A 21,740-nucleotide genomic window follows, 5' to 3' on the forward strand; every position below is an offset into this window, starting at 1 on the left:
CGCAACCGCGCTGACCGGCGTCCACTTCGCCCAGGCGGTGCCGGCGATCCGCGCGTTGTCACCCCAGCCGTCGCTGTGACCCTCGGCGGCCCCCTTGAGGCCGACCGCCCCCATCAAAGATCCGCCGAACCATGCGGCGAGGCCCACATCGTCCATCCTGCGCCAGGCAGTGTTGCGTTCGGACATGACACTCCTCGACGGGACGCGACGCGTGCCGGTGCTGCAATACGGTCGCCCGCACCCGCAGGCGCCGCCATACCTGCTGCTCCAAACGGCCGTGAAAGCGGTGAGGGCCGGCGGCTCTCCTGCGCGGGCAGGAGGAGGACAACGCCGAACACTGCCGAGTCCGCGCCCGCGTCGAGCACACGTTCGCCCGCATGAAGAACTGGAAGATCCTTCAAGACTGCCGCCAGAAGGGCGACGGACTCCACCATGTCGTCCAGGCCATCGCCACCATGCACAACCTCGCCATGGCCCGGTGAAACAGAGGGCCGAGCCTCACTCCTGCCTGTCCGAAACGGACCTTCTGCAACAACCTTTAGGCGGCCGGGACCACCGAAGCCCTTATCGCCGCGGCCCACTCCTGGAGCAGGGTGGCGTGACGGATCCGCTCCGCGTCGGAGAGGCGGCCCTCGGCTCGGGCGAAGAGACGGCGGATGTCGGCGTTGATCTCGGCGAGGGAACGTTCGGCAGTGGGATGGTCGTCAGGGGTCGGGCTCACGTGATCAAGGGTAAACGGGGGGTCCGACCGTTGTTGACCATGTCCGTCATCCGGACATCCCTGGTCATTCCGCGATCCGGGCGGCCCGGAACTGGAGATAGCGGCGCTCCGGAAGGCTGAGGGTGAGGCCGGCGGCCTTCGCGTAGGCGGTGCGCGCCGCAGCGCGGTCGCCTGCCATCTCCAGCAGGTGGGCCCGTACGGCTTCGAGGCGGTGGTGGCCGGCGAGGCGGTCGTCGTCTTCCAGGGCCGCGATCAGCGCGAGGGCCCGGCGCGGGCCGTGCACCATGGCCACGGCGACCGCGTGGCCCAACCGCTCCACGGGGCCGGGGACCAGGCGGATCAGCACCTCGTAGAGGGCGAGGATCTCCGCCCAGTCGGTGTCCTCGTCGCTCGCCGCCTCGTCGTGGACGGCCGCGATCGCCGCGCGCAGCTGGTAGGGGCCGAGCCGGGTGTGGGTGAGGGCGTCGCTGACCAGGGCGACCCCCTCGGTGATGGCGGCACGGTCCCAGCGGGTGCGGTCCTGCTCGGCGAGGGGGATCAGGCTGCTGTCGGGCGCAGCGCGGGCGGCACGGCGTGCGTCGGTGAGCAGCATCAGGGCGAGCAGGCCGGCCACTTCGCCGTCGGACGGCAGCAGCGCGTGGACGGCGCGGGTGAGTCGGATCGCCTCGGCGGCGAGGTCGGCGCGCTGCAGGTCGCGGCCCGAGGTGGCGGTGTAGCCCTCGTTGAAGATCAGGTAGAGCACCTGCAGCACCTCGGCCAGCCGCTCGGCGTGGTCCGGGCCCCGGTCCGGGTCCTGGCCCGGCTCCCTGTCCTGGTCCTGCGCCTGGTCCGGGTCCGGCCCGTCGTACGGGATACCGAACGGCGCACCCGAGGATTTGATCCGCCGTTTCGCCCGGCTGATCCGCTGCGCCATGGTGGCCTCGGGCACCAGGAAGGCACGGGCGATTTCGGCGGTGGTGAGGCCTCCGACGGCGCGCAGGGTGAGGGCGATCCGGGACGCGGGGGCCAGTTCGGCGTGGCAGCAGAGGAAGAGCAGGGCGAGCGTGTCGTCCTCGGCGGGCGCGCGGCTCTCTCCCGGTGGCGGCGCCACGAACTCGTCGCGCGGGGTCAGCGCGGCGGCCGTCTCCTCGCAGCGCCTGCGCGCGTCCTCGCTGCGCAGCTGGTCCGTGAGCCGGCGGGAGGCGACCCGGATCAGCCAGCCGCGCGGATGGTCCGGGCGGCCCTCCTGCGGCCACTGCCGGGCGGCGGCGAGCAGAGCCTCCTGTACGGCGTCCTCGGCTGCGTCGAAGTGTCCGTAGCGGCGGACGAGCGCGCCGAGGACCTGCGGCGCCAGCCGGCGCAGCAGGTCCTCGCTCGCGGGCGTGGACGGCGTGGTCACATCTCGGTTCCGGAGCCCGTGTCGACCGGTTGGACGACGACCGGATAGTTCGGCGCGCCCTCCGGGATCGGGCAGGCGTAGGCGCGGGCGGCGATCTCGGCGGCCCGGGCGAAATCGGGGACGTCGACGATCCAGTAGCCGGCGAGCACCTCCTTGGCCTCGCCGTACGGGCCGTCGGAGATCACGGGGGCCCCGTCGGCGCCGACGGTCACCAGGCGGGCCTGGCGGGGTTCGGTGAGGCCCTGTCCGTCGACCCACTCCCCCGACTCGACCAGCTCGGCGTTCAGGGCGCCCATGTGGTCGTACATCGCCTTCAGCTCCGCCTCGGACCATGCCGGGCCGCCACCGCTCGTCTTGCCGGACATGGCGTCGTAGTCGTCCTGCTTCCCGAGAACCATCAGCATGTACTTCATGGGGTGCCACTCCTTCTGTGCTACTTACTGACTCCGTGATCGGGAGCCTCTCGCATGGGACGTCGGAGCTGTCCTTCCCATTTCGACACGTCGGCCGTGGCCGCGCGATACGGCTGCGCACGAGCGCCGGCGGGACCCGAGGGGAGGGGTGCGATGCTGCCCTGGGGGCCCTTACGCTGGCCGCGTGAAGATCATCGACCTTGAGCCGGGCGACGCGCGGCTCACCGCAGACCTGCTGCCCGTGCTGCTGGAGCTTCGTCCGCACCTCACCGAGGAGCTCTTCCTCCGGGTCGTGGCGGAGGGGCACGGCCAGGGTCTGCGCTTCACCGCGGCGTACGACGCCGACGGTGCGTGCGTGGGCGCGGCGGGCTGGCGGACCGTCGCCAACACCTCCATGGTCCGCATGCTCTACGTCGACGACCTGGTCACGGCCTCAGCCGCGCGTTCCACCGGTGTGGGCCACGCACTGCTCGCGCACCTGGAACAGCACGCCCGGGCCGCCGGCTGCACCGCCCTGACGCTCGAATCCGGCACCCAGCGGACCGAGGCGCACCGCTTCTACTTCCGCGAGCGGATGTCCGTGGCGACCTTCGGTTTCGAGAAGCCGCTCGTCTGACGGGCCCTCGGGCGGCCACCGTGACCGAACCGTCGCCGCCCCGACGCGTGATCGACCTCGTCCGCCCGCGCCGGCGCTTGTTACGTTCCTGCCGACGCCGACGCCGACGCCGACGCCGATGCCGACGCCCACGCAGGGGGAACCGATCTCATGCCCGCACTCCGAGGGCCCCGCAGGGGCCTGAGCGCCGCCGCCGTGACCGCCGTCCTGCTGACGGGGTCCACCGGGTGCGGGGACGAAGGCGGCACGGTCCCAGCTGCGGCCTCCGCCCGGGTGTCCGCCGCCGCCTCCCCCTCGGCCGCTGCCTCCGCGTCCACGTCCACGTCCGCATCCGCCTCTCCGTCCGGGTCCTCCGCCCCGGCTGCCCCGCCGACGACCCGGGCCGCGACGCCGCCCCCGGCCCCGACCCGGCTGACCGTCGCCGTCGAGACCCGGGGCGGCCGGCTCGCCCTGGTACGGGGCGGCGCCCCGCAGGAGTTCACGGTCACCCTGCGGAACGGGAACTCCGCCGCGTACGGGCACGTAGTGGTCGCCTTCCAGATGGAGTTCCTCGTCGGCGAGCCCGGCGACCTGCCGGGCAGCGGTCCCGGTTTCCTGCTGGAGCGCTTCGACCGGGCGTCGGCCACCTGGCGTCCGGCTGCCTTCCGCATCGCGAACGACTTCAAGCCGCCGTCCATGTTCACGGGCGGCAGCCCGCTCGCCCGCGAGGTCGTGCGCGTCGAGCGCTACCGGCTGCGCGCGACGGCGGGCGGACCCACGGGCAGCAGCCCGGTGGTGGTGTCCTTCATCGACACCGACGCCGACCGGGAGGTCGCGGCCCATGTGGTCCTGGGGCACAGCACCCGCTGAGGCCGGTCACCGGGCCCGCCGGATCGCGCGGCGGCTACCGCTCCCGGAGGGGCGCAGGCTCCCGACCGGTCTCTCCGAGCGCGAGCGCGGCGGTGCGCCACGCGGCGGTGACGGCCTGATGGGCCTGGTCCGTCGCCTCCGGCACCCGCGCGGGGAGCTGCAGCGGCGAGCCGATGTGGACGTGGAGGCAGGGCCTGCGCACCGGGGCGGTGAAGACTCCGGCGAGCTGCTTGGCACGGCTGCCGGAACACAGGCGGCGGGCACCTGCCTGGCCGACGGGCACGACGGGAGCTCCCGTCGCGGCGGCGAGCCGGGCCAGGCCGCTGCGGAAGGGCGCCGGGGCCGTCTCCCCCGCGTCGCGGCGCAGCGGCAGCCGCCCTTCGCCGTAGAGCAGCACGCTGCGGCCCGACGCGAGGGCGACGGCCGCGGCGTCCAGGGAGTCGGCGGCGCGGGCGGTGCCACGGTGGACGGCGATGTGCCCTTCGCGCCGGAGCGCGGAGCCGAGCAGAGGTACGCGCCACAGGCCGCCGGTGGCCAGGATGACCGGCTCGATCCCGTACCGGCGCAGCGCGGCGACGACGACGGCCGGGTCGGCGAGGGAGGTGTGATTGGCCACCAGGATGGCGCCGGTGCCGGGCCGCGGACCGGGGTCGGCGGTGACGGTCAGCCGCCCGAAGGCGGGGACGAGGGCGGCGGCGATTCGGCTGAGCATGGACGACCCCGTTCGGGAGGTGCGGTGCGGTGCGGTGTGCGGTGCGGTGCTGTGTGGTGCTGTGCTGGTGTGGTCCATGGTCGGTGGGTGCGGGGGCGCGGTCATGAGTAGGCGTACTCACCGAATATGACCGAACTGTCACAGGATCAGGCTCCGGGAACGGGTGGTGTGCTGGGGACATCTAGCGATGCGGCGGGGCTCCGACGGGGGTGTCGCCGCACGGAATCGGCACGGTGTGAGCAGAGTGGTAGGGCGGGGCTGGGATGAAGGCGGTAAGGATGGCGGGCGGTTCCTCGGACGAGCCGGAGATCGCGGAGGGGACCGCCGTCCCGGAGGCGAAGCCCGAGGAGGCGACCGAGGTCGCCGGAATCGCCGCTGACGGCACGAAGGACGGGGCGGCGTCTGCGGACGGGCCCGCCGGCGAGCCCGACGCCCCGGGATACACGACGGACGGCACGGAGCGTGCCGACGCCGTACGGACCCCGCCGGAGTCCGGCCCGACGGCCGAGGCCGAGGCGGAACCTGAGGCGGAGACCGAAGCCGAGCCTGCCCTTGGGACGACGCCCGAGGTAACGGCCGGGTCGGAGGCCGGGTCCGGGTCCGAAGTCGGGTCCGAGGTTGGGTCCGAGGCCGAGGCCGAGACCACGCTCAAGGCCGAACCCGAGGCGAGGGCCGAAACCGGGGCGGGGGCCGAGGCCGGGGCCGCGGCTGAAGCCCTGGCAAAGGCCGATGCCAAGGCCGGGGACTCTGTTGAAGCCGAGATCAAGGCCGGGTCGGGAGCTCGGGCCGAGGCGGGGGCTGGCGCCGAGGGCGGGGCCGAGGCGCGGCCCAAGGCCGAAGTAGGGGTCGAGGCCAGGCCCGAGGCCGAAGGTAAGGGCACGGCCGCACTTGACGCCGAAGCCGTTGCCAAGTCCGAGGGCAGGACCGGAGCCACGCCCAATGCGGGAGCCGAGGCCGAGACCAAGGCCAGAACCGAAGCCGGAGCGCGCCCTCAGGAAACCAAGGCCGGAGCCGGAGCTGAGACCGGAACCAAAGCCACGCCCGAGGCCGGGGCTGGCGCCGCAGCCGAGGCACGACCCGTGGGCCAAGCCAAGACCGAGACCGCGCTTGAGGCAGACGTCGATGCCGAGGCCGAAACCGAGGCCGAGTTCGTAGGCGGAGCCCCGGTCGGAACCGAAGCCGAGGCCGGAGCCAAGACCGGAACCGAAGCCGCGGCGCGGCCCCAGGGAACCAAGGCCGGAGCCGAAGCTGAGACCGGAACCAAAGCCACGCCCGAAGCCGGGGCTGGAGCCGCAGCCGAAGCACAACCCGAGGTCCAAGCCCAGGGTGAGGCCGCGCTTGAGGCCAGAGCCCGGGTCGGTACCGCAGCCACGCCCGAAAACAGGGCGGGAGCGGAAGCCGAAGCACGACCAGAGGCCCAGACCGAGAGCGAGAGCCCGCTTCAGGCGGAAGCCGACGCCGATACCGAGGCCGAAAGCGGAGCCGAGGTCGTAACCGAAGCTGGGGCTGGGGCCCGGGGCCGGGCCCCAGCCGGAGGCAAGGCCGGAGCCGGAACCACCGAGGCCGGAGCCGGAGCCGCTGACGGGAGCGGAGGCAAGGGCAAGGCGGCAACCGGAGCTGGTCCCGCCGGAGCACGGACCGAAGCAGAGGCGGAGACCGAGGAAGAGTTCAAAGCCGGGCCTGGAGGGGTAGCCGATCCCGACGCCAAGGCCAAGGCCAAGGCCGAAGCCGGAGCCGGAGCAGGGCCCAAGGGTGAGGCCAAGGCCGGTACCGGCGTTCAGCCCGTGGCCGGGGACGCGGACGGGGCCGGAGGCGGGACTGAGGCCGCCGCCGGTGGCAAGGCCCCGGACGGAGCCGGAGGCCGGACTGAGGCCGCCGCCGGTGGCAAGGCCCCGGACGGAGCCGGAGGCCGGACTGAGGCCGCCGCCGGTGGTCGCGGCGGAGGAGGTGCCGGGGCGGAGGATACGCAGGTTCTGCGCCCGCGGAGCGTGCCTTCGTGGGCGGCGCGGGAGGCGGACGCCGAGCGGACCAGTCAGTTCGTCGCCCTCAAGGACCTCGACGTCCCGCCGGCCCCGTCCGAGGGGAAGGTCGCCGAGCCCGCTCCCGCGCCGGAGACGCCCCGCCGTACCGCGCTGCGCCGCGTCAAGGTGTGGACGCCGATCCTGCTCCTCCTCGTCGGCGCCTCCGTCGGCGCCCAGCTGCTGCGCCCCCTGCCCACCCCGCACATCGTCGCCGCCAAGGCCGGCGACCACACCATCGACGGGCGGTTCTCCATCCCCTGGCCCGCCAAGGGCCAGGGAGCCGTCCGCATCTCCGGCTCCGGCGACATAGGCACCTTCGGCGAGCAGAAGCCCGTCCCGACGGCCAGTGTCGCCAAGGTGATGACGGCGTACGTGATCCTCAAGGGTCACCCGCTGCGCAAGACCGACCCCGGTCCCGACGTCACGGTCGACGCGAAGACCGTGGCGGACGGTACATCCGAGAGCGAGTCCCGGATCGTGGGGCTCACCGCCGGTACGAAATTCAGCCAGCAGGACATGCTCAAGATGCTGATGATCCCCTCGGGCAACAACGTCGCCCGCCTGCTGGCGCGCTGGGACACCGGCAGCGACTCCGAGGCCGCGTTCGTGGAGAAGATGAACGCCGCGGCCAGGGACCTCGGGATGAAGGACACCGTCTACACGGACCCCAGCGGTCTGGACGCGGGCACCGTCAGCACCGCCACCGACCAGCTGAAGCTCGCCGAGGCGGTCATGAAGGACGAGGCGTTCCGCGCGATCGTCGCCCTGCCCAGCGCCACCATCAAGGGGCTCCCCCAGCGGATCGAGAACAACAACGACCTGCTCACGGTGCAGGGCCTCAGCATCCGGGGCATCAAGACCGGCTCCAGCACCCCCGCCGGCGGGGCCCTGATGTGGGCGGCGTACAAGTCGGTCGGCGACGAGACCCCGCTGATCCTCGGCACGTTGATGGAGCAGCGCGTGGAGGGCCCGGACCCGGACGCCATGAACAGCCTGAAGCTGGTGAAGGCGAACAGCAGGAAGATCATCGAAGCGGTACGGACGGCGCTCGCGTCGGCCCCGGTCGTCCGCAAGGGCGAGACGGTGGGGTACGTGGACGACGGTCTCGGCGGTCGGACGCCGCTCGTGGCCACCAAGGACCTGAACGTCATCGGCGTACCGGGCCAGCAGCTGAAGCTGTCCCTCGCCGCCGGAGCCTCGCCGCTGCCGCACACCGCGAAGGCCGGGTCCGAGGTCGCCGTTCTGACGGTGGGTGAGGGTGAGGGGGCCAAGAGCGTGCCGGTGGCGGTCCAGCGGGCCTTGGCCGAGCCGTCGTTCGGTACGCGCCTGACCCGTCTCGGCTAGTACGGCCGGGCCCCCGGCGGTCGCGGCCGTACGGGAGTCCCGCGGGGCCGCGACCGTCCGCCTGAGCCGGGTCTGTCTTCACAGACCCGGCTCAGGCAGTCAGGTTGCTCAGGCGCCGGGCGGGACCCGGGTCGGACGGCCGGCGCCGCGCGTCAGGGAGTACCCGAAGACGCCCGCGAGGGCTCCGAGCACTCCGCCGGCCGCGGTCCAGATCCAGCGGTCCGACCACCAGCCGCCGGACCAGCCGTCCTCCGGCTCGCGCAGGGACGCGGTCACCGTCCCCGCGACGAGCGGCGTGGCAAGGGTGTCGTCCACCGCGTGGACGCCGCCGGTCTCCTTCACATCCGCCTCGACGGCCGCACGCACCGGCAGGCCCAAGTCCTCCTCCGGCAGGTCGACGACCGTCAGGCGTACGTAATAGCTGCCCGGCAGCGGATCGTTGGCCCACGGCTCGGCGCCGGCGCGAACCGTGCGCAGGGTGCAGGACAGTTCGACCGAGGCGGCTTCCTTGCCCGCGGCGGCGCTCTGTGTGCCGTAGGTGCACGCCTGCCGGCGGCGCAGTCCGTCGTACACGTCGAGCTGCCAGGTCGAGGCGCCGTGCCGGGTGGCCGACTGGGGCAGCGTGACCGTGGCCTTCACCGTGGCGCGCTGCTGCGCGTCGAGGGGAAGCACCCAGTAGAGGTAGTCGCCGCTGGACGCGCCGGCGGTGGCCCGCTGGCCCGGGCGGAACGCCGCAGCGGTGCGGAAGCTGGTGCCGGCCTCGGTCGGCGCGGCCTCGCTCCCGCCCTCACCGGAGCCGGGGCTCGGGCTGGGACTCGCCGCGGGTGTGTCCGCGACGGCCGTGCCCACGGCCGTACCCGCCACCGTGAGGGCGGCGGCCGCGGCCAGCAGGGTGGCCGTCAGTGTGCCTACGGTACGCATCAGTTGGTCCTCCAGACGGAGATGCGCCAGCGCGAGATCCAGCCCCACACCAGACCGGCGAGCAGCCCGGTGAGCGCGAGGACGGCCAGCAGCCACCAGCCGCGCCCGAGACCGAAGGCGGCGACGTCTGACGCCCCGTCGGGTCCGTCCACCACGTCGATGGTCAGCTCGACCGGCATGCCCGGAGCCGTCTTGACGGATGCGGGAGCGGAGAAGGAGTTGCCGACCTGGAGGCAGACGGTCTCCGGCACGGGCTTCGCGTCCGAGTCCGAGTCCGCGTCCACGCCGTCGATCTCGGCCTTCGGGTAGCGCAGCCCGGTCGAGAGGACGTCGGTACGTCCGTCACCCGCCTCCGAACCGCGCACGATCTCGCGCCCGTGGACGGTCGTGGCGCGCAGCAGGACGCCGTAGTCGTTGTTGACGGCGCGGTCCGCGCCGATGCTCACCGAGGCGCGCAGTTCCTGGCCCGGGAAGACGTCCACCCGGTACCAGCGGTGTTCGCCGAAGGTCTCGCGGTCGCTGTAGAGGCCGGCCTTCAGCAGCGGGGCGCCCTCGCACTGCTTCGCACCCTCGGTCGCCACCGGGTTGACCACCGGGTCCGCGGCCCGGTCGACCAACTGGCGCACTCTGCTGGAGAGTTCCGCCTTGTGCTGCACCGAGGTGTACGTACCGCCGGTGGCCTCTGCGATACAGGTCAGCTGGGCCCGGGTCTTGGCGTCCGGGACCAGGCCGAGAGTGTCGATGACCAGGTGGATGCCCTTGGCGGCGATGTCACGCGCCACTTCGCACGGGTCGAGCGGGGCGCAGGTGTCCTCGCCGTCCGTGATGAGCACGATCCGCTTGGTGGCGTTGCCGCCCTCCAGGTCCTGGGCCGCACCGAGCAGGGCGGGTCCGATCGGCGTCCAGCCGGTGGGGGCGAGCGTCGCCACGGCGGTCTTCGCCTCGGTCCGGTCGAGCGGCCCGACCGGGTACAGCTGCTTGGTGTCCTTGCAGCCGAGCGCCCTGTCCTCGCCGGGGTAGTCGGCCCCGAGGGTGCGTATGCCGAGGCGCACCTCGTCGGGTACCGCGTCGATGACCTCGTTGAAGGCCTGCTTCGCCGCGGCCATCCGGGACTGGCCGTCGATGTCGTTGGCGCGCATGGAGCCGCTGACGTCCAGGACGAGATCGACCTTGGGGGGTTCCTTCGCCGTCGGTCCGTCGGCGGCGGTGGCGCTCGCCGGGAAGAGCCCGACGGCCAGGGCGGCGAGCAGGCCGCACGCCCCGGCCGCAAGCCGTTTTCTAGTGATCATCGCCGGATCGTATTGAGGATCGTCCGGCAATCCAAAACGGGGTCCCGGCCATGGCTCAAAGGGGTCGGCGGCCGTGTCTCCGGGCGTTTCGCCGGTGGCTCGGGCGGACGGGCGGGGCCGGACCGGCGGATATCCGGATGCAGGGGGCACAGTGCCCGATCTAGGCTCCGGGGATGAGCACTCGTACCTTCCGTATCACCGTCCGCGGCTCGTTCGACGGTCTGACCGACGACCAGCGGGCCGAGCTGCTCGCGGCCGCGCCCGAGCACGACATGCTGCACGCGGAGTTCACCGCCGAGGGGCATCTCACGTACGACGTCGCGGCCCGGCTCTTCTTCACCTTCCGCTTCCTGGACTCCGGGGAGGCCGAGGAGGACATCCTCGATGCGACGGCCCGTGCCGAGCTGGCGGCGGAGAGCTGGCTCGCCGAGCGCGGGTACGGCTTCAAGCAGTTGAGGTCGCAGGCCCAGGACCTGTCGCTGGCTCCGCTGGGCAAGCGTCAGCGCCGGGAGGCGGCCCGTGCCCACGTCCGGCCCTGACTCCGGTCCGGCCTGGCCGGAGTCCGGGCCGATCGCCCGACCGGTCGCCCGACAGATCGACTCGACCTGACCCTGCGCTTGAACGCTCGCCCGACCGGTCGACCCTGAACCGTCCGGCCCTGGACGAGGACGGCCGTGACGGTCAGGCCTCGCCGTTCGCGGAGAAGACGGCCGCGAGGTGGACGGCCAGCTGCTGCGCGGCGGGTGGGGAGAGACGGGCGCCGAGGTACCCGTCGGGCCGGATCACGAAAGCCGTCGGCTGGTCGGCCGCGTAGAGGCGGGCGAACTCGCCCGCGGCGTCGCGGTAGGCGGGCAGCACGCCCGCCTCGCCGGCCGGGTCGTCGGTCCGGGAGTCGGCGGGAAGGATCGCGCAGGTCTCCACCCGGCCGCCGGAGGACTCCCGTGCCGTCCGCGCGAGTTCGTCGAGGGCGGCCCCGGAATCCGTACCGCTCCCGGTTCCGTAGAGCAACAGGACGTGTCCGCGCTCCCGCAGGAGGTCGTACAGGCGCATCGGGTAGGCCGCGATCTGCCCGGTGAGGCCGCCGCAGTCCGGCGCCCGGTCACCCGGCCCGGGCCCCGGTCCCTCGCCGGCAGGGTCCACGATCGGGCTTCCCCGGTAGCCGACGAGCAGTTGGGCCTCGCGCAGCATCAGGGTGGCCGGGTCCTCCGGGTCGGATTCGACGCCCCGGGCGGCGTGCCGCACGGTTCGGCCGACGACTTCCTCGCCGACCGGCCGGCGCTCGGCGTCGTAGCTGGCGAGGAGGCCGGGGTGGGCGGCGCCGTCGACCGCGAGGGAGAGCTTCCAGGCCAGATTGCAGGCGTCCTGGATACCGGTGTTCATGCCCTGGGCGCCGGTCGGCGGGTGGATGTGCGCCGCGTCCCCGGCGACGAAGACCCGGCCGTCGCCGTACCGGTCGACGATCCGGTGGCTGATGCGGAACACCGAGGCCCAGCGGATGTCGGAGGCGGTGGTCGGTCTCGGCGAGAGCCGGTCCAGGACGGTCTGAACGTCCGGGAGTCCGGGGGCCCGGCCGGTCTGCAGGCCGTGGGTGACGCCGTCGGAGGCGCCCCCGGCCAGGCGCGCGGTGGAGAGTTCGGGCGGCACCATCATCGACATGCGGTAGCGGCCGCGGCCGGGCAGCGGTATGCACACCAGCACGTCGTCGACCTTGCCGTCCCCGTCCAGGTGCATGGAGCGCACGCCGTACCCGGCCGGCAGGTCCCAGTCGACCCGCACGTCGGCGAGCATGTACTCCTCGGGGAACGCGCCGCCCTCGTAGCTGAGCCCGAGCCCCTTGCGGACGATGCTGTGCGCGCCGTCGCAGCCCACCAGGAACCGGGTCCGTACCTCTTCCTCCGCGCCGGACGGCGTGTGCAGCCGGCAGGTCACCCCGTCGGCGTCCTGGCCGAACGACACCAGCTCGGTGCCGCGTTCGACCGCGGTTCCGAAGCGGGCCAGGTGCTCGTCGAGGATGCGCTCGGTCTCGTACTGCGGCAGTGCCGCGAATCCGTAGGGCACTTCGGGCGGCACGGCGAAGTCCAGTCGGGCCTGTTCGACGCCGCCCAGGTACGTGAACTGCCCGCGCATCGGAACGGCCGCCTCCAGGGCGGCGCGGACCAGTCCCATGCGGTCCCACATCTCCAGGGTGCGTGGCTGGATGCCGACGGCCTTCGCGAACGGCAGCCGGGCGGGCAGGCGCTCGACGATCCGGCAGGAGACTCCGCGCCGGCGGAGCTCCACGGCGGCGGTCAGTCCGACCGGGCCGGCGCCGGCGACCAGGACGTCCGTTGCGTAGGCGTGTGCCACTGACGCCTCCCCGGCGTGCGGCCCCCGTAAGAATCGGTGCTCCTCCATGGTCGCCGCCCGCCGGGCGTCCGGCATCTTTACTCGATCACGAGGTCCACGTCGATGTTGCCGCGGGTGGCGCGGGAGTACGGGCAGACCTCGTGCGCCTGCTTCACCAGCAGGGCCCCCGTCTCGCCGGCCAGGGACTCCGGGAGCTCGACGCGCAGGGTGACCCCCAGGCCGAAGCCGGCGCCGTCCTTGCCGATGGAGACCTCGGCCGTGACCGAGACCTCGCTGGTGTCGGCCTTGGCCTGGCGGCCGACCAGGCCCAGCGCGCTGGCGAAGCAGGCCGCGTAGCCGGCCGCGAACAGCTGCTCGGGGTTGGTGCCCTGCCCGTTGCCGCCGAGCGCCGGGGGCATGGCCAGGGCGAGGTCGATCTGACCGTCGGAGCTGACGGTGCGGCCCTCGCGGCCGTTGGCGGTGGCGACAGCGGTGTAGAGCGCGTCCATGAGAGTTCCTCTCGCAGAAATGAACCGGGTGGCGGCCGGTGGTCGACCGCGCTCCACCAGTAGAGCACGCAATTCAGTTGTGCACAATTCAATGCCTCGCAAACTCATCCCCGGTACACTCGTCGTCATGACCGAGCAGCCGACCGCCACCCACTCCGACCAGGACTTCCTGCGCCTGGACGGCCAGATCTGCTTCGCGCTCAATGCCGCGAGCCGCGCCTTCGGCGGCCTCTACCGCGTCGTCCTCAAGGACCTGGGGCTCACATACCCCCAGTACCTCGTGATGCTGGTGCTCTGGGAACACGGCGAGCTGCCCGTCAAGGAGATCGGACACCACCTCCGGCTCGACTCGGGGACGCTGTCCCCGCTGCTCAAGCGCCTGGAGGCGGCCGGGCTGGTGCGCCGCGAGCGCAGCGCCGCGGACGAGCGCTCCGTGCACGCCCACCTGACCGCGGAGGGCGCGGCACTGCGGGTCCGCGCGGCGGAGGTGCCCCGGCGGATCGCGGCCGCGACCGGCTTCGAGCTCGCGGAGGTCGTCGACCTCCAGGTCCGGCTGAACCGCCTGACCGCCGCCCTCGACGCCGCCGTCCCCCGGGAGGCCGGAGAGGCGTAGACGCCTCCCCCGCCGGACACTGGGTCCGGAAGCGGGAGGTGTGTGATGGACCCGGTTGCGGCGCTGGACCGTATCGCCTTCCTGCTGGAGCGCGCCCAGGCCCCCACCTACCGGGTACGGGCCTTCCGGACGGCCGCGGCCGCGCTCGAGCGGATGGGCGAGGACGAGGTGGCCGACCGGATCCGCGCCGGTTCCCTGGAGACCGTCAAGGGCATCGGCCCCAAGACGGCCCAGGTCGTACGGGAAGCCCTCGGCGGTGAGGTGCCGGCCTATCTGCAGAGACTGGAGGACGAGGCCGCCGCACTCCCCGAGGGGCCGCCGGCCACGCCCGCCGCCACGGCACTGCGGGCGGCCCTGCGGGGGGACTGCCACGTGCACTCGGACTGGTCGGACGGCGGAAGCCCCATCGAGGCGATGGGCCGGGCGGCGGCCGCACTGGGCCACGAATGGGCGGTGCTGACCGACCACTCCCCGCGGCTGACGGTCGCGCGGGGCCTCTCCCCGGAGCGGCTGCGCGAGCAGCTGCAGGTGGTGGCCGAACTCAATGACACCTGGGCACCCTTCCGGCTGCTCACCGGGATCGAGTGCGACATCCTCGACGACGGGTCGCTGGACCAGGAGCCGGAGCTGCTCGAGCGGCTCGACCTCGTCGTCGGGTCGGTCCACTCGAAGCTGCGGATGGACGCGCCCGCGATGACCCGGCGGATGCTGGCGGCCGTGCGCAATCCCCTGATGGACGTCCTGGGCCATTGCACGGGGCGGCTGGTCACCGGCCGGGGCCGTCCGGAGTCGCAGTTCGACGCCGAGGCCGTCTTCGCGGCCTGCGCGGAAGCCGGGACCGCCGTGGAGATCAACAGCCGGCCCGAGCGGCTGGACCCGCCCCGGCGGCTGCTCCGGCTCGCCGTGGCGGCCGGAACCTACTTCGCGATCGACACGGACGCGCACGCCCCGGGCCAGCTGGACTGGCAGATGCTCGGATGCGAACGGGCCGCGGAATGCGATGTGCCGGCCGAGCGCGTCATCAACACCTGGCCGGCGGACCGGCTCCTGAGCTGGACCCGCACCCGGCAGGCCCCTTGACGGAGCCGGCACCTCGCCCGGGCGCGCCTGCGCGTTTCCGGGCGGTGGCCCCTGGTCCCTGGTCACCGGCCCCCACGCATGGGGGCCACTGACCACCCGTCAGGAGCGTACGGCCGCCCGGTTCCGAGCCCCGCCGTCCACGACCCCTTCGGCACCCCGCCGGACCCGGCCGTGGACGCCCTATGAGCGGACTTCGAGGACCAGCAGGACCACATCCGCGCCCGCCACCGACATCGTGGCCAGGAAGGGGAGCCGTCCGGCGGGTCGGCGGGACGCGAGGAGCAGCGCCGTCGTCGTCGCGGCCAGCAGCATCCAGCCGTACGCCGTCACCCGCCCGGGCGGTCCCAGGACCAGGGCCGCGGTCGAGCCGAGGACGAGCACGCCGGCCAGCGCGGCCGAGCACCGTACGCCGAGCCGCTGCGGCAGCCCCGTGACCCCGGTGGCCAGGTCGTCGTCGATGTCGGGCAGCACGTTGGCGAAGTGCGCGCCCGCGCCCAGCAGAGCCGCGGCGGTCGTGAGCCACCACGGCGGCCAGGGCGCGCCGGGCAGGCCGAGGGTGACGAAGGCGGGCAGCAGGCCGAAGGCCAGGGCGTACGGGGCCCAGGAGGCGGCCGTGCTCTTCAGCCGGAGGTCGTAGCCCCACGCGGCCGCCACGCCGGCGAGGTGCACGGCGCCGGCGAGCAGCCCGCAGGCCAGCGACAGCGGGACGCAGAGCAGGAGCGCCAGGGCCGCCGCCCGGGTCACGGCGGCGGGTGACGCCGTACCGGCGACCAGTGGTTTGTCCCGTCGCCCCGTGGCCAGGTCGCGCCGCAGGTCTGCCCGGTCGTTGCACCAGCCCACCGACAGCTGTCCGGCGGCCACCGCACCCACGGTGAGGGCCGCCCCCGGCAGACTCCGGCCCGCGGCGGCCGCCAGGGCGGCGGTGAAGAAGGTCACGGCCGCCGCGGGCAACGGATGACAGGCCGCGAGCAGGCCTCTGACCGTGGATCCGGACGCGCCGCTCTCGGTGATCCGGGCCTTTTGAGCGTCTGCAGTGCTCTCGGTCTTCTCGGTCTTCTCGGTCTTCTCGGCGTTCTCGGCGTTCTCGGCGTTCTCGGCGTTTTGCGTGGTTCGCACGGGCACGGCGACACGCTAGCGGCGCCGCGCCCGGTTAGCCTGATTCATAACGATGTGTCAGTTATTTCCTATGGTGAATCAATGACACGTGTTCTGGCAGTGCGCAGCGTGTTCCCGCCCCATCGCCACCTCCAATCCGAGATCACGCAGGCCCTCGCCCGCTTCCTGCCCCCCGGCTCCGACACCGCCCTGCTGCGTCGGGTCCACGGCTCGGTGTGCGTGGAGAGCCGTCATCTCGCCCTCCCGCTGGAGCGGTACGGGCCGGCGAACGACTTCGGCACGACCAACGCCCTCTTCGTCGAGACGGCCCTGGAGCTCGGCGCCAGGGCCCTCGAACTCGCCCTCGCCGACGCCGGCCTGGCTGCGGGCGAGCTCGACCTGGTCATGTCGACCACGGTGACCGGGCTCGCGACGCCCTCCCTGGAGGCCCGCCTCGCCACGCTCGCCGGGCTCCGGCCCGACGTGCGGCGGATGCCGCTCTTCGGCCTCGGCTGCGCCGCCGGCGCCGCCGGGGTCGGCCATCTCCACGACCATCTGACCGGTCGGCCCGGCCACGCGGCCCTGCTGCTGTCCACCGAACTCTGCTCATTGACCCTCCAGTGCACGGACACCTCGCCGGCGAACCTGGTGGCCGGGGCGCTCTTCGGCGACGGGGCGGGCGCCCTGGTCGCGGTGGGCCGCGACCATCCCCTGCACGCCCTCGCCGCCGGACCCGAGGTGGTGGCGGCCCGCAGCCGCCTCTACCCCGGCACCGAACACCTCCTCGGCTGGGACATCGGCCACTGGGGCATGCGCATGGTGCTGGGCCGCGAACTGCCCGACCTGGTCAGGCTGCACGTGGCCGAGGAGGTCGAGACCTTCCTCGCCGCCCACGACCTCAAGCCCGCGGACGTCGACGCGTGGATCTGCCATCCCGGCGGCCCCAAGATCCTCGACGCGCTCTCGGACGCGCTGGGCCTGGCGGAGCCGGCCTTCGCGGCGAGTCGCCGGTCGCTGGCGGCCGTCGGGAACCTCTCCTCCGCCTCGGTCCTGCACATCCTGGACGGCGTCCAGAGCGCGGGACCGCCCCCTCCCGGATCGGTCGGGCTGATGCTCGCCTTCGGTCCGGGCTTCGCCTCCGAACTCGTCCTCCTGCGCTGGTGACCCGGGTGAACTCCATGAACTTCTTGAACGTCGTCCCGACCTCCCCGACCTCCCTGACCTCGCTCCCCTCGCTGAACGTCCCGACCTCCCTCACCTCCCTCAGCTCACTGACCCCGTACCTGCTGCTCATCGGCCTCGTCGCCGCCGAACGCCTCGCCGAGCTGGTGACGGCCCGCCGCCACACCGCGTGGAGCCTGGCGCGGGGAGGCCGCGAGTACGGCCGCGGCCACTACCCGGCCATGGTCGCCCTGCACACCGCGCTGCTGGTGGGCTGCGTGGTGGAACCCTGGGTGTTCGGCCGTCCGTTCGTCCCGCTGCTCGGCTGGTCGGCCCTGGCCGTCGCCGTGGCCGCCCAGGGCCTTCGCTGGTGGTGCATCGCCACCCTCGGGAAGCGCTGGAACACCCGGGTGCTCGTCGTGCCCGGACTGCCGCTGGTGGAGGCGGGACCGTACCGGCTGCTGCGCCACCCCAACTACGTGGCGGTGGTCGCGGAAGGGATCGCGCTGCCGCTGGTGCACACGGCCTGGGCGACCGCGGTCGGCTTCACCGTGCTCAACCTGGTGCTGCTGCGGGTGCGGATCGGCTGCGAGGACGCCGCACTGACGGACGGCGGCCGGCTGCGCGCGCCCTCCTCCGTCCCGTCGGCGGGCAGCATGTCGTGATCGACCTGCTGATCGCCGGCGGTGGTCCCGCCGGGCTGGCCACCGCCATCCACGGCGCCCTCGCCGGGCTGGAGGTCGTGGTCGTGGAGCCGAGGCCCACCCCCATCGACAAGGCCTGCGGGGAGGGCCTGATGCCGGGCGCCGTACGGCGCCTCCTGGAGCTGGGTGTGCCCGTGGCCGGGCAGCCGTTCCACGGCATCCGCTACGTCGACGGCGTGAGCGGCCGTCAGGCGGAGGGCCTCTTCCGGTCCGGCCCCGGCCTCGGCGCCCGGCGCACCGTGCTGCAGGCCGCGCTGGCCGAACGCGCCGCGCAGCTCGGCGTACGGGTCGTGCGGCAACGCGTCGACCAGGTACGCCAGGACGTCCACCACGTCAGCGCGGCGGGCCTCACCGCCCGGTACCTCGTCGCCGCGGACGGCCTGCACTCCCCCGTCCGGCGCGGGCTCGGCCTGTCGGCGCCGCTCGCACCCCGGCGGCCGGCGCGCTACGGGCTGCGCCGCCACTACGAGGTAGCACCCTGGAGCGACCTCGTCGAGGTGCACTGGTCGGCGCGGTGCGAGGCCTACGTCACCCCGCTGGCGCCCGACCGGATCGGCGTCGCCCTCCTCACGAGCGAGCAGGCCCCGTTCGACGTCCAGCTCGCCCGCTTCCCGCTGCTGGCGGCGCGGCTGGCCGCCGATGCCGGTACGGCGGTGCGCGGGGCCGGGCCGCTGCGCCAGAGGGCCCGGGTACGGGTGGCGGGGCGCGTGCTGTTCGTGGGGGACGCGGCGGGGTACGTCGACGCGCTGACCGGTGAGGGCGTCACCCTGGCCGTGACGGCGGCGGGCGAACTGGTGCGCTGTGTACGGGCGGGGCGGCCGCAGGCCTACGAGCAGGCCTGGCGGGACCTGTCGCGCAGCTACCGCGCCCTCACCACCTCGCTGCTGTGGGCCCGCCACCGGCCGCGGCTCGCGCGCCGGATCGTCCCGGCGGCCGCCCGGCTTCCGCGCGTGTTCACGGGGGCGGTGAACCTGCTCGCGTGACACGGCACCCCGCGCACAGGGCGCGGGGTGCCGGTGGGGCGGGGGCGCAGGCCGGTCAGGCCGAGCTCTCCCGGCGGTTCCTCAGAGCCAGGCCGGCGAGGACCGCGGCGGCCGCCGCGCTCAGCACGACGGTGACGCCCGCCCAGGCCGGGGGACCACCCACGGTTGCCTCCAGCGGGTCGAAGCCGGCCGACCCGCCGAGCACGTGCAGGGCGACGACGCCCAGGGCGGCGGCCGCGCCGGCCCGCCACACGGCCGTGGTGTCCCGGAGCGCCACCAGTACGCCGATTCCCAGGCAGAGCACGGTGACGAGGAGGGGCAGGTAGACGACGGGGGCCGCGGACGGCAGGGCCGTCAGGTCGTCCGGCAGGTGCAGAGCGCCGCTGACCAGCAGGGCGATCGCCACGGGCCAGCGCAGTACGTGGCGCAGGACCGGGGAGCCGGCCACTTCGCCGTCGCCGGGTGCGGTGCGCCGACGGCGGGGCGGCTTCTGGTACGGCGCGTCGTGGAGCGCCGCGTACGGCGGCTCGTACGACGGCTCGTACGGCTCCTGGAAGGGCTCCTCGTCCGGGCCGGCCGGCCCGGCGGACGCGACGGACTTGACGGGCCGGGCGGACCCGGCGGACCCGGCGGACCCGGCGTGGCTTTGCTGCTCCGGGGCGCCGGGGTCGTCCTTGCCGAGGATGGCCACCAGCAGGGCCACGTCCTCGATGGACCGTCCCACCGCGGCGGCGCGCAGCGTGATGTCCGCCTCGACCACCTCGTGCGGGTGCTCACCCAGGAGGGTGACCATCCGTCGTACGTCCTGCACGGGACGGGTGACGGCGGCCGCGCGCAGCGCGTCGTGCCCGGCGTCGGGCAGTCGGCCGCCCTCCTTGAGGAGGCTCACCAATGCGGTGACCTCCTCGACGGGACGGCAGGTGGCCGCCGTCTCCAGCAGGGTCCGCAGGGGCTGTGTGTTCGGCTCGTCCGGTATGTGAGGGTCGGGGGTCTCACGGCGGTCTTCGTGTTGCGCCGACGCGAGGATGATGGGGTCATTCATGGAAAGCTCCGTTCGCCGACGCGCGGGTCTACACATCGCGCGCCGGTCATCGTGCGTCATGGGAAGCGCACGCTTTGTTACATTGAGTGCCACTTCCGCTCACTGCGCCATTCGGGGCGCGCAAACGGGTGTCTCCCGCCGCGCCCCACGGGGAAAGGGCGTCGGCCGTGCCCGACTTTCGCAAGGTCCGACGCAGGTGCGCGCTCCTCCTGCCCGTCGTACTGATGCTGGTGGGGGCTGCCGCCGGTGCGGATCATCCCGTGGTCGACACCGACCGGGGGCCGGTACGCGGCCGGTCCCACGGCGCGTACAGCACCTTCGAGGGCATCCCCTTCGCGGCTCCGCCGACCGGCCCCCTGCGCTGGCGGCTCCCGGAGCCGGCGCCCCGGTGGCAGGGCGTGCGCGACGCCGGGGCCGCCGGTTCCCGCTGTGTGCAGCTGCCGGCGGTCGGGCCCGGCGGGCCGAACGGCTCCGAGGACTGCCTGTACCTCAACGTCACCGCTCCTCCGGGCCGGGGCGCCGGAGGGCGGCTGCGCCCCGTCATGGTCTGGTTCCACGGCGGCGGCTTCTTCAGCGGTGCGGGCGATCTCTACCGGCCCGACCGCCTGGCCGTCCAGGGCGACGCCGTGGTCGTGACCGTCAACTACCGGCTGGGCGTGTTCGGCCTGTTCGGCCATCCGGAGCTCGGCGGGGCCCCCGGTTTCGCCCTTGCGGACCAGCGGGCGGCCCTGCGCTGGGTACGGGCGAACGCGGAGCGCTTCGGCGCGGACCCGCGCAACGTCACCGTGTTCGGTGAATCGGCCGGGGCCCTCAGCGTCTGCGCGCACCTCACGTCCCCGGCCTCGGCGGGCCTGTTCCACAAGGCGATCGTGCAGAGCGGCTCGTGCTCGACCACGATGCCGCCGCGGGCCCTGCTGCCCGGCCTGGGCACGTACGAGCCGTTCGTGCCCGAGCGGCGAACGGTCGCGGACGGCACCCTGGCGGCAGCCCGGCTCGGCTGCGACGGGCCGACCGGTGTGCTGGACTGTCTGCGCCGGCTGGACACCGGCTCCCTCGCGACCGCCGAACTGATGCAACGCTTCTCCCTGGTGTCCTACGGCAACAGCACGCTGCCGCTGGAGCCGCGGCGGGCGCTGGAGGCCGGGCGGTTCCACCGGGTGCCGGTGCTGCAGGGCGCCACCCAGGACGAGGTGCGCCTCTTCCTCGCGCAGACGCTGGCGGCCCATCCGATCGGCGACGAAGACGCGTACCGGTCCCGGCTGGAGCTGTCCTTCGACGCCTCGACCGCCCGTGCCGTCGAGGCCCGCTATCCGGCGGCGGCGTACCCGACCCCGGCGGTGGCGTGGGCCACCGTGCTGACCGATGCGTCGTTCATCTGCCCGACGCTGCGCGACGCCGCGTCGCTGGGCCGGCACGTGCCGGCGTACACCTACCGGTTCAGCGACCGGAACGCACCCGACTTCACCGGCCTCCCGCAGGCTCCGGGGCTGCCGTACGGTGCGTCCCACGGCTTCGAACTGCCCTACCTGTTCACGATGGCGCCCCTGACCGGCCCTCAGCGGCAGCTCGCGGACCGGATGACCGCCTACTGGACGGGCTTCGCCCGCACCGGCGTTCCCGCGGCGCCGGGCGCCCCGGCCTGGCCGCGCGACCGGTCGGCGGCCTCGGTGCTCTCGCTGGCGCCGGGAGCGGACGGGATCCGTACCGTGGACGCGCGGGCCGCACACCACTGCGCGCTCTGGGACGAGCGGTGGCCGGGGGGCACCACTTCTCGGTGACGACGGTGCGTTCGCCGGTGCGGACGGTGAGGGTCCCCTTCTCGCCGTAGACCTCGTGCCGCCGTCCGACGAACAGCGCGGCGACCCGGGCCCGGAGGCGGCCGACGACCTCCTCGACGTCGTACGGGACTGCTCCTTACGCCGGCACGAGGGGTTCGTCTGCCCCGCGCGCTGGAGGACTACGGT

At 73.7% G+C, this 21,740-nt stretch carries 20 protein-coding genes and 1 pseudogene; 11 read left to right on the forward strand and 10 right to left on the reverse strand.

Annotated elements, in window-relative coordinates:
- Positions 1-290: 290 nt before the first annotated feature.
- Positions 291-482 (forward strand): annotated as a pseudogene (locus ACWGIF_RS14070) (transposase family protein); the annotation flags it as partial.
- Between the two features lie 56 nt (positions 483-538).
- Here ACWGIF_RS14070 and ACWGIF_RS14075 read toward each other — a convergent pair.
- The 3 genes from ACWGIF_RS14075 to ACWGIF_RS14085 form a co-directional block, all read right to left on the reverse strand.
- Positions 539-721 (reverse strand): hypothetical protein, encoded by a 183-nt coding sequence (locus tag ACWGIF_RS14075; RefSeq protein ID WP_453495994.1) that lies wholly within the window; start codon positions 719-721, stop codon positions 539-541.
- A 64-nt stretch (positions 722-785) separates the two neighbouring features.
- Positions 786-2,099 carry an RNA polymerase sigma factor gene (locus ACWGIF_RS14080; RefSeq protein ID WP_453495997.1) on the reverse strand — a complete coding sequence of 438 codons (1,314 nt, stop codon included), beginning with the start codon at positions 2,097-2,099 and terminating at the stop codon, positions 786-788.
- Positions 2,096-2,512: a YciI family protein gene (locus ACWGIF_RS14085; protein ID WP_453496000.1), complete on the reverse strand. Its 417-nt coding sequence runs from the start codon at positions 2,510-2,512 to the stop codon at positions 2,096-2,098. The genes ACWGIF_RS14080 and ACWGIF_RS14085 overlap by 4 nt, the downstream gene beginning before the upstream one ends.
- A 184-nt stretch (positions 2,513-2,696) precedes the next feature.
- Between ACWGIF_RS14085 and ACWGIF_RS14090 the strand changes: the two genes are divergently transcribed.
- Together ACWGIF_RS14090 and ACWGIF_RS14095 are read left to right on the forward strand one after the other, a co-directional pair.
- Complete coding sequence (locus ACWGIF_RS14090; protein ID WP_453496002.1) at positions 2,697-3,128, forward strand: GNAT family N-acetyltransferase; 432 nt, start codon at positions 2,697-2,699, stop codon at positions 3,126-3,128.
- 150 nt (positions 3,129-3,278) lie between these two features.
- Positions 3,279-3,977 carry a hypothetical protein gene (locus ACWGIF_RS14095; protein ID WP_453496004.1) on the forward strand — a complete coding sequence of 233 codons (699 nt, stop codon included), beginning with the start codon at positions 3,279-3,281 and terminating at the stop codon, positions 3,975-3,977.
- A 34-nt stretch (positions 3,978-4,011) separates the two neighbouring features.
- Here the strand turns inward: ACWGIF_RS14095 and ACWGIF_RS14100 are convergent, their stop codons facing one another.
- Positions 4,012-4,689, reverse strand: coding sequence for a lysophospholipid acyltransferase family protein (locus tag ACWGIF_RS14100; RefSeq protein WP_453496007.1), 678 nt, complete (start codon positions 4,687-4,689; stop codon positions 4,012-4,014).
- A gap of 278 nt (positions 4,690-4,967) precedes the next feature.
- Here ACWGIF_RS14100 and ACWGIF_RS14105 point away from each other — a divergent pair, with 278 nt between their 5' ends.
- Positions 4,968-8,054: a serine hydrolase gene (locus tag ACWGIF_RS14105; protein ID WP_453496010.1), complete on the forward strand. Its 3,087-nt coding sequence runs from the start codon at positions 4,968-4,970 to the stop codon at positions 8,052-8,054.
- 108 nt (positions 8,055-8,162) lie between these two features.
- Here the strand turns inward: ACWGIF_RS14105 and ACWGIF_RS14110 are convergent, their stop codons facing one another.
- Together ACWGIF_RS14110 and ACWGIF_RS14115 are read right to left on the reverse strand one after the other, a co-directional pair.
- Positions 8,163-8,975, reverse strand: coding sequence for a hypothetical protein (locus ACWGIF_RS14110; protein ID WP_453496013.1), 813 nt, complete (start codon positions 8,973-8,975; stop codon positions 8,163-8,165).
- Complete coding sequence (locus ACWGIF_RS14115) at positions 8,975-10,264, reverse strand: VWA domain-containing protein (protein ID WP_453496016.1); 1,290 nt, start codon at positions 10,262-10,264, stop codon at positions 8,975-8,977. The genes ACWGIF_RS14110 and ACWGIF_RS14115 overlap by 1 nt, the downstream gene beginning before the upstream one ends.
- A 173-nt stretch (positions 10,265-10,437) precedes the next feature.
- Between ACWGIF_RS14115 and ACWGIF_RS14120 the strand changes: the two genes are divergently transcribed.
- Positions 10,438-10,803, forward strand: a complete 366-nt coding sequence (locus ACWGIF_RS14120) for a DUF6204 family protein (protein ID WP_453496019.1) — start codon at positions 10,438-10,440, stop codon at positions 10,801-10,803.
- Between the two features lie 142 nt (positions 10,804-10,945).
- Here ACWGIF_RS14120 and ACWGIF_RS14125 read toward each other — a convergent pair whose 3' ends face one another.
- Together ACWGIF_RS14125 and ACWGIF_RS14130 are read right to left on the reverse strand one after the other, a co-directional pair.
- On the reverse strand, positions 10,946-12,610 hold the full coding sequence (locus ACWGIF_RS14125; RefSeq protein ID WP_453496022.1) for an FAD-dependent monooxygenase: 1,665 nt from the start codon (positions 12,608-12,610) through the stop codon (positions 10,946-10,948).
- Positions 12,611-12,687: 77 nt separating this feature from the next.
- On the reverse strand, positions 12,688-13,098 hold the full coding sequence (locus ACWGIF_RS14130; protein ID WP_030770995.1) for an organic hydroperoxide resistance protein: 411 nt from the start codon (positions 13,096-13,098) through the stop codon (positions 12,688-12,690).
- A gap of 127 nt (positions 13,099-13,225) precedes the next feature.
- On the opposite strand from ACWGIF_RS14130, the gene ACWGIF_RS14135 reads away from it, so the two are divergent.
- Both ACWGIF_RS14135 and ACWGIF_RS14140 read left to right on the forward strand, forming a co-directional pair.
- Positions 13,226-13,711, forward strand: a complete 486-nt coding sequence (locus ACWGIF_RS14135) for a MarR family winged helix-turn-helix transcriptional regulator (protein ID WP_453496025.1) — start codon at positions 13,226-13,228, stop codon at positions 13,709-13,711.
- A 45-nt stretch (positions 13,712-13,756) separates the two neighbouring features.
- Positions 13,757-14,791 (forward strand): PHP domain-containing protein, encoded by a 1,035-nt coding sequence (locus ACWGIF_RS14140; protein WP_453496028.1) that lies wholly within the window; start codon positions 13,757-13,759, stop codon positions 14,789-14,791.
- A 180-nt stretch (positions 14,792-14,971) separates the two neighbouring features.
- Here ACWGIF_RS14140 and ACWGIF_RS14145 read toward each other — a convergent pair whose 3' ends face one another.
- Positions 14,972-15,913, reverse strand: coding sequence for a UbiA family prenyltransferase (locus tag ACWGIF_RS14145; RefSeq protein WP_453496031.1), 942 nt, complete (start codon positions 15,911-15,913; stop codon positions 14,972-14,974).
- A gap of 75 nt (positions 15,914-15,988) precedes the next feature.
- Here ACWGIF_RS14145 and ACWGIF_RS14150 point away from each other — a divergent pair, with 75 nt between their 5' ends.
- The 3 genes from ACWGIF_RS14150 to ACWGIF_RS14160 all read left to right on the forward strand — a co-directional run bounded on the left by ACWGIF_RS14150 (position 15,989) and on the right by ACWGIF_RS14160 (position 18,734).
- Positions 15,989-17,050, forward strand: coding sequence for a type III polyketide synthase (locus tag ACWGIF_RS14150; protein WP_453496034.1), 1,062 nt, complete (start codon positions 15,989-15,991; stop codon positions 17,048-17,050).
- A gap of 107 nt (positions 17,051-17,157) precedes the next feature.
- Positions 17,158-17,712 carry an isoprenylcysteine carboxyl methyltransferase family protein gene (locus ACWGIF_RS14155; RefSeq protein ID WP_453496178.1) on the forward strand — a complete coding sequence of 185 codons (555 nt, stop codon included), beginning with the start codon at positions 17,158-17,160 and terminating at the stop codon, positions 17,710-17,712.
- Positions 17,709-18,734, forward strand: coding sequence for an NAD(P)/FAD-dependent oxidoreductase (locus ACWGIF_RS14160; RefSeq protein WP_453496037.1), 1,026 nt, complete (start codon positions 17,709-17,711; stop codon positions 18,732-18,734). The genes ACWGIF_RS14155 and ACWGIF_RS14160 overlap by 4 nt, the downstream gene beginning before the upstream one ends.
- Positions 18,735-18,789: 55 nt before the next feature.
- Here ACWGIF_RS14160 and ACWGIF_RS14165 read toward each other — a convergent pair whose 3' ends face one another.
- A complete protein-coding gene (locus tag ACWGIF_RS14165; protein ID WP_453496039.1) occupies positions 18,790-19,776 on the reverse strand; it encodes a hypothetical protein in 987 nt (328 codons plus the stop codon).
- Positions 19,777-19,943: 167 nt separating this feature from the next.
- Between ACWGIF_RS14165 and ACWGIF_RS14170 the strand changes: the two genes are divergently transcribed.
- On the forward strand, positions 19,944-21,554 hold the full coding sequence (locus ACWGIF_RS14170) for a carboxylesterase/lipase family protein (RefSeq protein WP_453496042.1): 1,611 nt from the start codon (positions 19,944-19,946) through the stop codon (positions 21,552-21,554).
- Positions 21,555-21,740 lie beyond the last annotated feature (186 nt).

The organism is Streptomyces sp. NPDC054849 (assembly GCF_053610945.1).

Coding starts and splice junctions, on each gene's coding strand:
- ACWGIF_RS14085 (WP_453496000.1), bottom strand. CDS start 2,512: ATGAAGTACATGCTGATGGTTCTCGGGAAGCAGGACGACTACGACGCC.
- ACWGIF_RS14095 (WP_453496004.1), top strand. CDS start 3,279: ATGCCCGCACTCCGAGGGCCCCGCAGGGGCCTGAGCGCCGCCGCCGTG.
- ACWGIF_RS14100 (WP_453496007.1), bottom strand. CDS start 4,689: ATGCTCAGCCGAATCGCCGCCGCCCTCGTCCCCGCCTTCGGGCGGCTG.
- ACWGIF_RS14105 (WP_453496010.1), top strand. CDS start 4,968: ATGGCGGGCGGTTCCTCGGACGAGCCGGAGATCGCGGAGGGGACCGCC.
- ACWGIF_RS14110 (WP_453496013.1), bottom strand. CDS start 8,975: ATGCGTACCGTAGGCACACTGACGGCCACCCTGCTGGCCGCGGCCGCC.
- ACWGIF_RS14115 (WP_453496016.1), bottom strand. CDS start 10,264: ATGATCACTAGAAAACGGCTTGCGGCCGGGGCGTGCGGCCTGCTCGCC.
- ACWGIF_RS14120 (WP_453496019.1), top strand. CDS start 10,438: ATGAGCACTCGTACCTTCCGTATCACCGTCCGCGGCTCGTTCGACGGT.
- ACWGIF_RS14130 (WP_030770995.1), bottom strand. CDS start 13,098: ATGGACGCGCTCTACACCGCTGTCGCCACCGCCAACGGCCGCGAGGGC.
- ACWGIF_RS14135 (WP_453496025.1), top strand. CDS start 13,226: ATGACCGAGCAGCCGACCGCCACCCACTCCGACCAGGACTTCCTGCGC.
- ACWGIF_RS14140 (WP_453496028.1), top strand. CDS start 13,757: ATGGACCCGGTTGCGGCGCTGGACCGTATCGCCTTCCTGCTGGAGCGC.
- ACWGIF_RS14150 (WP_453496034.1), top strand. CDS start 15,989: ATGACACGTGTTCTGGCAGTGCGCAGCGTGTTCCCGCCCCATCGCCAC.
- ACWGIF_RS14165 (WP_453496039.1), bottom strand. CDS start 19,776: ATGAATGACCCCATCATCCTCGCGTCGGCGCAACACGAAGACCGCCGT.